We start from the raw sequence: 12,911 nt of genomic DNA, 5'->3' as shown, positions 1-12,911 counted from the left end.
CAGACGAGCACCAGACACAGACCTAAGAGCGGGAGCTGATCGTGATCCCCGGTGGTGGCCAGCCCAATATGCAGCAGCTGCTCCAGCAGGCCCAGAAGATGCAGCAGGACCTGGCGAACGCACAGGAGGAACTGGCGCGGACCGAGGTCGACGGCCAGTCCGGCGGCGGCCTGGTGAAGGCGACGGTCACCGGCTCCGGTGAGCTGCGCGCCCTGAAGATCGACCCGAAGGCCGTGGACCCGGACGACACCGAGACCCTCGCCGACCTGATCGTGGCGGCCGTACAGGCGGCCAACGAGAACGCGCAGACGCTCCAGCAGCAGAAACTGGGCCCGCTGGCGCAGGGCCTGGGCGGCGGCGGCATCCCCGGCCTGCCGTTCTAGGACGGGCCCGCACCTCCAGGTCGGGCCTGCCTTTCGAAGAAGGCGGTCCGCCAACTACGGTACGTACGTGTAAGGAACCCCAGGAAGGACGGCAGTCCGTTGTACGAAGGCGTGGTCCAGGACCTCATCGACGAACTGGGGCGGCTGCCCGGCGTCGGTCCCAAGAGCGCGCAGCGGATCGCCTTCCACATCCTCCAGGCGGAACCGACGGACGTACGGCGCCTCGCGCAGGCTCTGATGGAGGTCAAGGCGAAGGTCCGCTTCTGCGCGACCTGCGGCAACGTGGCACAGGAGGAGCTGTGCGGCATCTGCCGTGACCCCCGCCGCGACCCCACCGTCATCTGTGTGGTGGAGGAGCCGAAGGACGTGGTGGCGATCGAGCGCACCCGGGAGTTCCGGGGCAAGTACCACGTCCTCGGCGGCGCGATCAGCCCGATCGAGGGGGTCGGACCGGACGACCTGCGTATACGAGAACTTCTCGCCAGGTTGGCCGACGGGACGGTCACGGAACTGATCCTGGCCACGGACCCCAACCTGGAGGGCGAGGCAACTGCCACCTACCTCGCCCGCATGATCAAGCCCATGGGCCTCAAGGTCACCCGCCTGGCCAGCGGCCTCCCGGTGGGTGGCGACCTGGAATACGCGGACGAGGTGACCCTCGGCCGCGCCTTCGAGGGGAGACGACTCCTAGATGTCTGACGCCACACTGCACGCGACCGCGCACAACCCCGACGACTTCGCCGTCCAGATCGCCGACCAGATCGAGAGCTTCCTGGTGGCGGTGGCCGAGGTGGCGAAGGGCGACGAGCCCGACTCGGCCGTCCCCTTCCTCCTCCTGGAGGTCTCCCAGCTCCTGCTGGCGGGCGGCCGTCTGGGCGCGCACGAGGACATCGTGCCGGACGAGCGCTACGAGCCCGACACAGGCCCGGACGCCGACGTGGACGAACTCCGCGAGAATCTGGCCCGCCTCCTGGACCCGATCGACGTGTACTCGGAGGTCTTCGACCCCTACGAGCCGCGCAAGTCCCCGGTCCCGGCCAGGATCTCCGACGACCTCACGGACGTCATCACCGACCTCCGCCACGGCATGGCCCACTACCGCGCGGGCCGCACCTCCGAGGCGCTGTGGTGGTGGCAGTTCTCCTACTTCTCCAACTGGGGCACGACGGCGTCCGCGACCCTCCGCGCCCTCCACTCGGTCCTGGCCCACGTCCGCCTGAACCAGCCCCTGGAGGAACTGGACGGCCTCGACACCGACCAGGCGGCGATGGGCGACGAGACGCTGGAGTTCGAGGCCGGGAAGGTGATGGTGGAGGAGATCGGGGAGCCGCTGGGGGTACGGCCGGCGAAGTAACCGGCTTTTTCCGTACGTTGTGGGGCGCGGCGAGTACGCTGCGCCCCACACGCGTTTACGGGGACGGGGGCGCCGTGATCTACAGCCCCGCATCCTCCAGCACCGCCCGCAAGGGCACCGTCTCCACGAACGGTGCCGTAGCCGTCGGCTCGCTGTACCACCTGAGCGGCCACGTGTTTCCGTCCAGCGCCGGAATCCCGATGTACGTGACCGTCCGCGAACCTCTCCCGCCGAGCCGCTGCACCCCCAACGGCCAGCTGTGCTCGCGTACTTCGCCGGGCGCGAGCAGGAAGTACATCCACCGGAACCCGAGCGCTTCGCACACGACCGGCCCGGCATCACCGTCGGTGGCCTCGATGAGTCTCGCGGCGACCCGCTCCCCACGCACCCCCTCGATCCGTACGGCGTCGAAGTGGACCCCGGTGAGACGGAGCTGATGACCGGAGGCGGGGATCCACTCAAGGGCGTCGATTGCGTTCGTCATGGTCACACGGTGGCGTCGGCGAGGCTACGCTCGGTAGTGACACGGGTCTTACACGATGGGATGTACCAGCCGGGGGTGGGCGTAGTGCCGGGCCAGAACAGCAACAAGTCCGATGTTCCGGTCGCTTGGCGTTACAGCGGCAACCAGATGAAGCGCTGGCGCACGAAGGCCGGCGTGAGCCGGGACGAGCTGGCCGCCGCCTCCAACTACTCCCCGGACACAATCGCCGCCATGGAGCAGGGCGTACGGATGCCGACCGCCCGGGTGCTCGATGTGGCCGACGAGATGTGCGACGCGGAGGGGATGCTGAGCGCGGGGAAGGAGTTCCTGAACCGGGAGAAGTTCCCTACGCGGGCGCAGGACTTCATGGAGCGGGAGCGAGAGGCGATCAGTCGCTGGTCGTACGAGATCGCGGTGATCCCCGGCCTGTTGCAGACGAGCGCCTACGCCCGTGCCCTGATCGAGAATCGCCTTCCGCCCTTGGACGAGGAGACGGTGGAGGAACGGATCGCGGCCCGGATGGAGCGGCAGACCATCCTTACGAAGCGGAAACCGCCGGTGGCCGTGAGCTTCGTCCTCTACGAGGCGGTCCTGCGCAGCCCTCAGGTGGACGACGAGCAACTGCGCCGTCTGCTGGAGGTGTTGTGCCTGAGGAACGTCACGTTGCAGGTTCTCCCGTTCGAGCGTGCCTTCAGTGACGCGCTCATGGGGCCCATGGTGTTGTTGGAGACCCGCGATCACGAGCGGTACGCCTTCACGGAGGGGCCTTTCGCCAGCGAACTGTCGGCTGACCCAGATGTTGTCAGCCGCGTTGCCGAGCGGCTTAGCATGATCCGCGCGCAGGCCCTCAGCCCCGCTGAGTCAGCCCGTTACGTCGAGCGGATGGTGGATGAGCCGTGAGTGACCAGCTGAAGTGGTTCAAGTCGAGCTACAGCGACAACGAGGGCGGCGATTGCGTCGAAGTCGCGTTCGCCACCGCAATCCACATCCGAGACTCCAAGCTCCCCTTCAGCCCCGAGCTCCACATCCCCGCCCCCGCCTGGTCGGCATTCATCTCCGCAGTTCAGCCCGGGGTTTGAGCCTCGGGCCCCGAGCCCTTCCCATGGTTTTTGGGTCTTTGGTTTGGTTGAAATCCAACCCAACCCACCAAGTCTGAACGGGAGTTAGGGCGCCGTAACCCGAAAGGGTGACGTTCCGTGATCAGCTTGCGCCGAAAAGTAAAACCGCTCTAGGTTCGCGGCGAACGAGCAAATAATTCGGCCCCGGTCGGTGCGCCAACACCGGCTCCGGGGCCTGACCTACGGATCGAACAGGACTCGATCGTGGCTTACGCCCAGCCTAGCCCCGCCCTGCCCTCCCCGTCGCACCCGATGGCCAAAACGGGTTACGGCAAACGCCCCGCCGGTGACGAAGACCCGTACGCCGACCCGGACTTCGCACATCTGAGCCCCCGCGACCGCGAGATCGCCGTCTTCGTCGACCATCTCGAAGAGGGCCACGCGATGGGCTACAAGGCGATCGCGGCGGAACACCCGATGTACGGCCAGCAAGCGATCCGCACCGCGATGGGCCGCATCGGCCTCGCTGGCCACCTGCGCTGGATCAAGGAGCACATCACCGTCGAGGACAACTCGATGCGGTGGGTGACGCGCACGTACTGGTCACGAACCCCCAGGTCACCGGAGTGGTGGGCGGATTTCGCGCGGGACCGGGACGGCAAGGACGTAACAGAAGACCACCTGCCGGGACTGGCCCGCGTAGAGGAAGAACCGTCGGCGACGGACGACCCCGCCGAGCAGCCCGCAAAGCAGCCTGTCGAAGAGCCCAGCGTGGCCTACCAGACCCTCGCCGAAGTACAGGCCGTCGACCCCCGCATGCCGCTCTCCGACCAGGACTGCCGGAACCTCGAACACCTCGTCGCTCAGTGGCTGGACCACGGCGCCACGCCCCAGGACATCACCAAGGCCCTGACCGACGGGCTCCCGCCCGACGTCAGCAACCCGGGCGGATTCGCCCGCAAACGACTGGAGACCAAGATGCCCCCGAAGAAGGCGAAGATCCGGCAGAAAGCCGCCCGCCGCGCCCGTGTGACCCGTGTACTCATGGCCTGCGGCCTCTGCGACGCCGACGAGCGCACGACTGAGATCGTGAACGGCCTGTGCGGTGAATGCCTGGCGGAGGTCGAGGCGGAGGGGCCGGTGTACGTGTTCCAGGACCCCGTCCCCGACACGTTCCTCCCCGCCCCGCGCGACGGCGGCGGTCTGCCGGGCGCCGACGAGGTCATCGACGTCACGGAGCGGGTTGAGGCCCTTCGCCGCGCGGCGGGGTTGCGGTGAGCGTGCGGGAGGCGCCGGTCAGGGCACCATGGAGTCGAGGAGGCGACGCCATGACCCCCAGGACCGAGCAGCAGCCGCAGATGTCCGTCGAGGAGTTCGAGGAGCTGGAACGCCATGCCCCGGAGACCGTGCGGCTGGAGTTCATCCAGGGAAAGGTCCAGGTCAAGGGCGTGCCGGATGGCAACCACAGTGAGATTTACATGTGGCTTCTGGAGCAGTGCATGCAGCTGCGTCCTGACCTCCGGCTCTATCCCGAGCGGGGCGTCAAGACAGAGTCGTACCGGAAGGGGCGCGCCCGAGCGGACGCGATCCTGGTGCCGAGGCGAAGCCTCAAGGGACATGGAGAGTGGTCTGATGGCGCGGGGGTGATCATGGCGGTCGAGATCACTTCGTACGACTCCGACACGAACCAGCGCGACCGCATCGACAAACCCGATGGCTACGCCGCCGCAGGCATCCCCGTATACCTCCTCATCGACCGCGACGACTGCTCGGTCGTCGTCTTCAATCAGCCCGAGAAGGGCCGGTACCGCCACCAGGAGAAGCTGCCGTTCGGGGCCAGGGTCAAGCTGCCGGAACCCGTCGACATCACCCTCGACACCGAGCCCCTCAAGGAGTTCGCCGACTGATCACAGCCCCCACAACCCCTTGCCCAGCGCCGTGACCCCGCCCGTCAGTGCCAGCAGCAGCACGAGCAAGCGGGCCCGCTTCTCCGGAACGCGGGAGGCGAGGCCCCTGCCGATGACCCCGCCCGCCCCCATCGCCGCGACCACCGCGACCCACCTCGGCCCGCTCAACTCCGGCACTCCGTTCGCCGCCACGGAGAAGGCGTTGACGACGACGCCGTAGAACATCGCGTTCGGCACGAACTCCCGTACTGTCCACCCCGCGTTGAGGGCGTACAGGGATATCGGCGGGCCGCCCACCCCCGCCGCGGAGTTCATGAACCCGCCGACCGCCCCGGCGGCCACGGCCCCTTTCGTGCCACGCAGCGCGGGGAGGCGGGCGCCGCGCATGACCAGCAGGACGGCGGTGGTCACCAGCCCTCCCATGACCAACAACAGGACGGGCTCCGGGAGTTGGTGGGTCATCCAGGCACCCGCAGGCACCGTGCAGGCCGCCGCCACGCACAACGGCACCATCGCCGCGAGCCGCACCCGCCGCCAGCCGTCCATCAGCCCCACGACACAGATCACCCCCGAGGCACAGTTGGCCAGCACCACCCCCTGCGCCGGCCCGAGCAGCAGGATCAGAGCGGGTACGGCGACCAGGGCGAAGCCCATGCCGGTGAGCCACTGGACGGAGGAGCCGAGCAGGACGATGCCGGCCAGAAGCAGGTCGGTGCTCCAGCCGTTCGACATGGTCGCCCCCTCTTTTTCGGATGATCGAATGCGGTGATCGCCTCACAGCGTCTCCCGCAGAACCGCGACGATCAACGCCTCGGTCCGTCATGATTCCCGCATGACCGAACAGACGGGAGCGTCGGCGTCGGGATACCGGTCGGTCGCGGCCGGCGGGCACATCGGCAGCGTGTCGACGGGGGACCATGTCGTCCACCTGCCGCCCCACGCTCTCGACCCGCCGGAGTGCCCACCGGGTCTGGTCCATCTCCCTCCCCTGGTCAGGGACTTCGTCGGCAGGGAAGGCGAACTCGCGCTGCTGAACGCCGCATTCAGCGATCCGGGGGACGCAGTCGTTCAGGCCCTGCACGGGCTCGGCGGAGTCGGCAAGTCCTCCCTCGCCGCGCACTGGGCGGCGACGCGACGGGACCGGTACGAGCCGGTCTGGTGGATCACGGCCGAGAGCGAGGCGGATGTCAACGCGGGCCTGGCCGCTCTCGGCGCCGCCCTGCGGCCCCCGCTCGCCGGTGTCCTCCAGCAGGAAACGCTGCGCGAGCGCGCCCTCAGCTGGTTGGGGTCCCATGACGGCTGGCTGATCGTCCTGGACGACGTGACCGACCCGAAGGACATCCAGCCCCTGCTGGCCCGGGTGCCCGGCGGACGGTTCCTGATCACCACCCGGCTGGCGACAGGCTGGCACACCGCGGCCCGGGCCGTACGCCTCGATGTCCTGCGGCCGGAGGAGGCGGAGGACCTGTTCATCCGGGTCCTCACCGAACAAGGCCCGCGTGACACGGACGGTGCGGCCGAAGTATGCGCCGAACTGGGCCACTTGCCCCTGGCCGTCGACCAGGCGGCGGCGTACTGCGCGGAGTCGGGAACCTCGTCGCGCGAGTATCTGGAGCTCCTGGCCCGCTACCCGGCGACCCTCTACGCCGAGGGGCAGCGCGCGATCGGCAGGACCTGGCGGGTCACCCTCGACCGGCTCACGCGGGACCAGCCGCTGACAGGCGACGTACTGCGCGTACTGGCCTGGTACGCCTCCGACGACATTCCACGCGCCCTGCTCGCCGGACTCGCGGAGCCGCCCGCTCTGCTGCGTGCCGTGGGCGGACTGGTCAGACACAGCATGATCAGGATCCCCGGGGAGGGCCTGCTGTCGGTGCACCGGCTCGTCCAGGACGTCAGCCGCACCGCCGACGAGAACGATCCGCACCGGCGTGCCGAGGACATCGCCGCGGCCCGGCGTACGGCGATCGACTGTCTGGACCGGGCGCTGCCCCAGGACGTGGAACAGTCCGGCGTCTGGCCCGTGTGGTGGGCACTGCTGCCGCACATCGAGGCGCTGGAGCGGCGGCTACCGCCGGGGGAGCCGCCGGGGCCACTGGTCCGCCTGCTCCACGAGGCGGGCGCGTTCGTTCTCTTCCAGGGAGTGGACCGCACCGCGATCCGGCTGCTGACCCGGTGCCGGGACCTCATCGCGCAGTTCCCGGCCGAGGCGGAGGAATGGCCGGAACTGGTATGGGCGGTATCGAACTCGCTCGGTCACGCCTATCTGTCGCTGGGGGACGAGGAACGCGGACTGCCGTGCGTCGAGGAAGCGGTGGCGGCGGCGGAGCGGTATCTCGACGCCGCCGATCCCAGGCTGCTCAGAAGCAGGCTGAGCCTGGCCAACGCCCTGCAACGGGCAGGCCGGACGGATCGGTCGCTCCCGCTGATGAAGCGGGTATTGGCCGACACCGAGGGGTTGTTGGGCCCGGATCACAACGACACCCACTGGGCGCGGGCCTCTCTGGGAAGCGCCTATTACCAAGCCGGCAGACCCGCACGGGCCATCCGGCTGCTGCGGCGCGCGCTGCACGACCGTGAGCGGCATCTGGGCCGGGACCATCCGAGCACCGCGCATCTGAAATGCACGCTGGCCCAGGCGTACCAGGCCGCCGGCGAAACGGACCAGGCGGTGCCGCTGATGGAAGAGGCGGTCGTCGCGCTGATGGAACAGGTCGGCCCGGAGCATCAGGGAACGGTCAACGGCCTCCACGACCTGGGTGACCTCTATCTGTGGGTGGGGCGGGCGGACGAGGCGGTACCCGTGCTGACGGCGGCGCTGGAGGCGGCGAACCGCGTCATGGGCGGCGACCATCCACGCACCCTCGCCATCCGCCATGGTCTGGCCGTCGCGTTGGGTGTGACCGGTGACCGGGCGGGAGCCACCCGCCTGCTCCAGGACGCGCTGGACGTCGCCGAACGCGTACACGGCAGCGAGCACCGGCTCACCCGTGACATCCGAGAAGCCCTCCGACAGCTCAAGTGACCATGCGGTGACGCCCCGTGAGTTGGGGTATCGCTAAACGTCCCTTGTACGACGCCTGCACCACCCCTAACCAGCGCCACGCGAGTCTGGAGTCACTTCCTCCACAGAAACCGCAGACAGAGCGGAGGAAGCAACCCCGAAGCAACTCGCCCGCACTGGAGATGAGATGACCCCTCGCCCGATAACCAAGCGTGCAGCCATCGTCACCGCCGGTGCCCTCGTCGCCGTCGGCACCTTCGCCGCCGGCGTCGGTGTCGCCGGGCCGGAGAAGGCGAAGCAGGGCAACAAGCCTGCCAAGGCCGAGATCGCCGCCCTCTTCGACGACTGGAACGCCGCCCTGCGCACCGGCGACGCCGAGACCGTCGCCGACCGGTACGCCAAGGACGCGGTACTGCTGCCGACCGTCTCCAACAAGGTCCGTACCGACCGCGCCGGCATCGTCGACTACTTCGAGCACTTCCTCGAGAACAAGCCCGTCGGCAAGAAGATCGAGACGCACATCAACGTCCTCGACAAGAACTCCGCCCTCGACGCCGGCGTCTACGAGTTCACGCTCACCGACCCCGACACCGGCGCCAAGCGCGTCGTCGAGGCCCGCTACACCTACGAGTACGAGAAGCGGAGCGGTGAGTGGAAGATCGTCAACCACCACTCCTCGGCGATGCCCGAAGGCTGATCCGCACCACCAGCCCACCCCCGGGCGCATCCCCCAGGGTCACGGTCCCGCCGTCGTCGGTCACCAGCTGTTTGACGACGGCGAGCCCGAGCCCGGACCCGGAGCGCCCGGTCAGACCCTGGCCACGCCAGAACCGGTCGAAGGCGCGGGACTTCTCCGCGTCGGACATGCCCGGACCCTGGTCCAAGACGGACAGCAGCACCTCGTCGCCCCGAACTTCATAGGAGACCGTGATCGTGCGGCCGTCCGGCGACACCTCCAGGGCGTTCGAGAGCACGTTGTCCAGCACCTGGTCCAGATGACCGGGGCTGGCCAGCACAGACGGCCGGCCGTCGGCACTACTCCCCCCAAGCGCGATGGTGACTCCGCGCTCGTCGGCGGCCGGCCTCCACACCGCCAGCCGTTCCTCGATGATGTCCCGCAGCGAGAGCGGCTCCGCGGCCGTCACCTTCGCCTCCGCCCGCGCCAGCACCAGCAGTCCGTTCACCAGGCGGCTCATCCGGACCACCTCCGCCGTCGCCTGCTCCACGTCCTCCCGTACGAACTCGTCGTCCACGCCGTCGGCGATGTTGTCCAGGGAGAGGCGCAAGGCCGTGAGGGGAGTGCGGAGTTGATGGGACGCGTCCGCCACGAAGATGCGTTGTGAGGCGACCAGGGTGTCCAGGCGTTCCGCGCCCTGGTTCAGGGTGCGGGCCAGCGTCTGGGTCTCCGGCGGGCCGGTCACCGGCGAGCGCGCGGTGAGGTCGCCGTCGCTGAACTTGCTGGCCATGGCGTTGAGTTCACGGAGTGGAGCGGTGATCCTGCGGGCGGCGTACGCGCCGATCGCGGCCGCGGCGGCCAGCACCAGCACCGCAAGCCCGGCCCGGAATCCCCAGATCTGCCACAGCCTGGTCGTCATGTCCGAGGTCGAGTAGACGATCCGTACGGCGGCGTCGCCTTCGGCCGGGACGGTGACCGTCAGATGCTTGCCCCAGACGAAGTCGGAACCCCAGTCGGTCGTCTCCTCGTTCTCGTGGACGGCCCGGTCCAGTGCCGTGTCCGAGGACGGCGCGGGCAGGTCGGGGACGCAGTCGCTGGTCGGCGTCACCTCGACGGTGCCGGGGGTCTTCTTGTCGTAGGCCTGGGCCACCTCGTCGAGTGCCTCGCACGAGGTGCGGTCGCCGTTGCCCAGCAGCAGCGCCATCGTGTTCGCCTCGCGCAGGACGGACTGCTTGGTATCGCCCCGCAGTTGGCTCGTGAGCGTGAACGCCACCGGAACCGTGAACAGCAGGATCGCGACGGCGACGAGGAGGATGTAACTCCGGATGAGCTGGCGGTTCATGACGCCGCGTCACCTTGGGTGATCTCCAGGCGGAAGCCGACGCCCCGGACCGCCTCGATGGTGATCGCGCCCGCCAACTTCCGCCGCAGCGCCGCCACATGGACGTCGAGGGTCTTCGTCGGGCCGAACCAGTTCGCGTCCCAGACCGCTTCCATGATCTGCTCGCGCGACATCAGCGCGCCCGGCTCCTCGGTGAGGAAGGCCAGCAGGTCGTACTCCTTGGGAGCGAGGGCCACCTCCTCGCCGTCCAGGCGTACGCGGGCCGCCTTGCGGTCGACGGTGAGGCGGTCGCCGTAGCGGTCGGGACCGGCCGCCGCCACGTCCGACTTCGGCTGAGCCCGCCGCATCACCGCCCTTATCCGCGCGATGACCTCCCGTACCCCGAACGGCTTGGAGACGTAGTCGTCCGCGCCGAGCTCAAGGCCGACCACCCGGTCCGTCTCGTCGCTGCGCGCGCTGATCACGATGATCGGCACATTGCCGCGCTCGCGCAGCGCCTTGCACACGTCGAGGCCGTCGGTGTCGGGCAGACCGAGATCGAGGAGTACGACGTCATAGGGCTCGTCGTGCTTCAGGGCGGCGCCGCCCGTGGTGACCCAGGCCACCTCGAAGCCGTAACGCAGCAGTCCTCGCCGCAGGGACTCGGCGACCGGTTCATCGTCTTCCACCAGCAGTACGCGCACAGGCGAACCATAGTGCTTGAAGTTTAAAGACGGCCGGTCACCGAGGCCCTCAGGGCGTGGTCACCACATGACCGGGAGGCGCTCCGGGAGGCGCTTCATGAAGCCGGTGCGCCACACCAGCTGCTCGATCGGCACCGCGAGGCGGAATCTCGGCATCCGCTCCAGCAGCACCTCCAGGGCGATCTCGGCGTGCCGTCGGGCGAGGGCGGTCGCCGGGCAGTAGTGCCGGCCGCCGCCGAAGGACAGATGCGCGGCGCTGTTGGGGCGGGTGAGGTCGACGAGGTGCGGGTCGGGGAAGGCGGCCGGGTCGAAGTTCGCGCCCTCGACGAGGACGAGGACCAGCTCGCCCGCCCTGACCTGGACGTCCCCCAGTCGTACGTCCTCCAGCGCCAGCCGCGGCAGTCCGTCCCCGATCGACAGGTTGATCCGCAGCAGTTCCTCCACCGCCGCCGGGATGCGCCCGGGGTCGGCGACCAGCTCGGCCCGCAGCTCCCGGTGCTGGAGCAGCGAGACCAGGGCCATGGTCAGGAACCCGGCGGTGGAGACGACCCCCGCGCCGAACATCGTCACGCCGACCGTCGCGAGCATCTCGTCGGTGAGATGGGCGTAGTCGGGGTCGGTGCGCAGGGCGGCCAGCTCGGCCATCAGGCCGTTCGTCACCGGGTCGTCCAGCCGCTCGGTCATGTACGCGATGTCCCGGTCCCAGTTGAGCCGGGCCCCGGCCACCGGGCACGCCGAGTTCATGAACGCGAGGTCCAGGCTCCGCATCAGCCGCGGCGCGTCCGCCCGCGGGATGCCGAGGATGCGGCAGTGCATGCCGGCCGAGTACGGGTCGGCGAACCCGCCCCGCAGATCCACCGGAGCGCCCTCGCGGACGAGACCGTCGACGAGCTCACCGGCGTACCCCCGCATCCAGTCCACCAGCCCCGGCGACTTCGGATTCAGGGCCTTCAGTACGGCCTTGCGCAGCCCGGCGCCCGTGATGTTCCCCATGTTGTTGACGACCTCGGGCGGGATCGTCAGCGCGTACTGCCGGGGCACGCCCGGCGCCGAGGTGTCCTTGAGGCTGAAGCGGGGGTCTTCGAGGACCTGCGTGCACAGGGCGTGGGAGGAGACGAGCCAGGCCTCGTCGCCCGCGATCGTGCGGACCCGGCGTACGGGGGAGCTGAACCGCAACTCCTCGACCTCGGCCGGGAGTCGGTCGCCGCGCCAGGAGAACGGGAAGTCGATGAGGGTGTCAGCGGACAACGCGCACCTCCTCGGCGGGCGTCACGATCGCGTGGCCCTGGTTGCGCGAGGCGCGCAGGCCGGCGCCGGGGGCGTACAGCAGCTCGGCCATCGGCAGGAGCTGGTGGTAGCAGTTCAGGGAGGACGGGACGCCCAGGATCGCCGGGGTGTCCAGGAAGAGCGGGGCCTCGGCGCAGACGTACGCCATGCAGACCCGGCGTTGGGCCTCGGTCACGTCCGTCACCTTGCCGGCGAGGAAGGTGCCGACCAGCTGTTCGCAGGTCGTGCGGAACTCGTCGTCGGTGGTGAGGCGGGCGGTGAGGTGGGCGTGCAGGTCGCGGTAGGCGGGGACGGAACGCAGGTCCGACATGGCGTGGGCGCGCAGGCGGGTTCCGCCGGGGTCCACCGCCCCTACCGCGGCCTGAACCTTCGCGCGCACCCCGCGCAGGTTCTTCACCGCCTTGCGGCGCGCGTCGTCGGCCGGATAGCCGGAGGCCTCGTACATCTCGGCCACATGCAGGTCGGTGTGGACGAGGTCCGCCCGCTCGAAGTGGGCCAGTGCCCAGCGGGCCAGGTCCAGGACCCGGCGGGCGGAGAAGTAGCTGTTGCCGGGGGAGACCCCGATCACGGCGTGGTCGCCGGCCGCCCGGATGACCTCGCAGTGCGGGGTGAACGGGCGGACCTCGAAGAGGTCGGCGGGAGTGACGTGCTGGATCTCTGAGACGGTCGCAGTCGTCAAGGGAAGGAAGTCCTTCGCGCGTCGCTAGTCCCGGGGGAGCCGAGTGCTCCTGGT

General features: G+C 69.3%; 15 protein-coding genes. 9 read left to right on the top strand and 6 right to left on the bottom strand.

What is annotated here, in order from left to right; translation table 11 throughout:
• The first annotated feature begins 41 nt into the window (after positions 1 to 41).
• The 3 genes from OG885_RS21160 to OG885_RS21150 all read left to right on the top strand — a co-directional run bounded on the left by OG885_RS21160 (position 42) and on the right by OG885_RS21150 (position 1,737).
• Positions 42 to 383, top strand: coding sequence for a YbaB/EbfC family nucleoid-associated protein (locus OG885_RS21160; protein ID WP_399952472.1), 342 nt, complete (start codon positions 42 to 44; stop codon positions 381 to 383).
• Positions 384 to 482: 99 nt separating this feature from the next.
• Positions 483 to 1,082 (top strand): recombination mediator RecR, encoded by a 600-nt coding sequence (gene recR / locus OG885_RS21155; RefSeq protein ID WP_329336605.1) that lies wholly within the window; start codon positions 483 to 485, stop codon positions 1,080 to 1,082.
• Positions 1,075 to 1,737 (top strand): DUF5063 domain-containing protein, encoded by a 663-nt coding sequence (locus OG885_RS21150; protein WP_405733918.1) that lies wholly within the window; start codon positions 1,075 to 1,077, stop codon positions 1,735 to 1,737. Before recR ends, OG885_RS21150 begins: the two co-directional genes overlap by 8 nt.
• A gap of 79 nt (positions 1,738 to 1,816) precedes the next feature.
• Here the strand turns inward: OG885_RS21150 and OG885_RS21145 are convergent, their stop codons facing one another.
• Positions 1,817 to 2,227 carry a hypothetical protein gene (locus OG885_RS21145; RefSeq protein ID WP_405733916.1) on the bottom strand — a complete coding sequence of 137 codons (411 nt, stop codon included), beginning with the start codon at positions 2,225 to 2,227 and terminating at the stop codon, positions 1,817 to 1,819.
• 78 nt (positions 2,228 to 2,305) lie between these two features.
• Here OG885_RS21145 and OG885_RS21140 point away from each other — a divergent pair, with 78 nt between their 5' ends.
• From OG885_RS21140 to OG885_RS21125, 4 genes are all read left to right on the top strand, one after another.
• Positions 2,306 to 3,121, top strand: coding sequence for a helix-turn-helix domain-containing protein (locus OG885_RS21140; protein WP_405733914.1), 816 nt, complete (start codon positions 2,306 to 2,308; stop codon positions 3,119 to 3,121).
• Positions 3,118 to 3,300, top strand: coding sequence for a DUF397 domain-containing protein (locus tag OG885_RS21135; RefSeq protein WP_405733912.1), 183 nt, complete (start codon positions 3,118 to 3,120; stop codon positions 3,298 to 3,300). Before OG885_RS21140 ends, OG885_RS21135 begins: the two co-directional genes overlap by 4 nt.
• Positions 3,301 to 3,543: 243 nt before the next feature.
• On the top strand, positions 3,544 to 4,557 hold the full coding sequence (locus tag OG885_RS21130) for a hypothetical protein (protein WP_405733910.1): 1,014 nt from the start codon (positions 3,544 to 3,546) through the stop codon (positions 4,555 to 4,557).
• Between the two features lie 50 nt (positions 4,558 to 4,607).
• Positions 4,608 to 5,186, top strand: coding sequence for a Uma2 family endonuclease (locus tag OG885_RS21125; protein ID WP_405733908.1), 579 nt, complete (start codon positions 4,608 to 4,610; stop codon positions 5,184 to 5,186).
• Here the strand turns inward: OG885_RS21125 and OG885_RS21120 are convergent, their stop codons facing one another.
• The gene (locus OG885_RS21120) at positions 5,187 to 5,918 is read right to left on the bottom strand and encodes a sulfite exporter TauE/SafE family protein (RefSeq protein WP_405733906.1); all 732 of its coding nucleotides are present in this window, start codon (positions 5,916 to 5,918) and stop codon (positions 5,187 to 5,189) included.
• Positions 5,919 to 6,018: 100 nt separating this feature from the next.
• Here OG885_RS21120 and fxsT point away from each other — a divergent pair, with 100 nt between their 5' ends.
• A complete protein-coding gene (gene fxsT / locus OG885_RS21115) occupies positions 6,019 to 8,211 on the top strand; it encodes an FxSxx-COOH system tetratricopeptide repeat protein (RefSeq protein ID WP_405733904.1) in 2,193 nt (730 codons plus the stop codon).
• A 166-nt stretch (positions 8,212 to 8,377) separates the two neighbouring features.
• On the top strand, positions 8,378 to 8,887 hold the full coding sequence (locus OG885_RS21110; protein ID WP_405733902.1) for an SgcJ/EcaC family oxidoreductase: 510 nt from the start codon (positions 8,378 to 8,380) through the stop codon (positions 8,885 to 8,887).
• Here OG885_RS21110 and OG885_RS21105 read toward each other — a convergent pair.
• The 4 genes from OG885_RS21105 to OG885_RS21090 are packed head-to-tail and all read right to left on the bottom strand — an operon-like array spanning position 8,853 to position 12,857.
• Positions 8,853 to 10,208, bottom strand: a complete 1,356-nt coding sequence (locus OG885_RS21105; RefSeq protein WP_405733900.1) for a sensor histidine kinase — start codon at positions 10,206 to 10,208, stop codon at positions 8,853 to 8,855. The two genes, OG885_RS21110 and OG885_RS21105, sit on opposite strands and share 35 nt — an antisense overlap.
• Positions 10,205 to 10,891, bottom strand: coding sequence for a response regulator transcription factor (locus OG885_RS21100; protein ID WP_405733898.1), 687 nt, complete (start codon positions 10,889 to 10,891; stop codon positions 10,205 to 10,207). Before OG885_RS21100 ends, OG885_RS21105 begins: the two co-directional genes overlap by 4 nt.
• Positions 10,892 to 10,951: 60 nt before the next feature.
• Positions 10,952 to 12,139 carry a cytochrome P450 gene (locus tag OG885_RS21095; protein WP_405733896.1) on the bottom strand — a complete coding sequence of 396 codons (1,188 nt, stop codon included), beginning with the start codon at positions 12,137 to 12,139 and terminating at the stop codon, positions 10,952 to 10,954.
• The gene (locus OG885_RS21090; protein ID WP_405733894.1) at positions 12,129 to 12,857 is read right to left on the bottom strand and encodes a tRNA-dependent cyclodipeptide synthase; all 729 of its coding nucleotides are present in this window, start codon (positions 12,855 to 12,857) and stop codon (positions 12,129 to 12,131) included. Before OG885_RS21090 ends, OG885_RS21095 begins: the two co-directional genes overlap by 11 nt.
• Positions 12,858 to 12,911 lie beyond the last annotated feature (54 nt).

The sequence above is a fragment of the Streptomyces sp. NBC_00028 genome (genome assembly GCF_045041065.1).
In the GTDB taxonomy this organism is placed as follows: domain Bacteria; phylum Actinomycetota; class Actinomycetes; order Streptomycetales; family Streptomycetaceae; genus Streptomyces.
The sequence above is the reverse complement of the archived record's forward strand: the minus strand, read 5'-3'. Positions and strand labels throughout refer to the sequence as shown.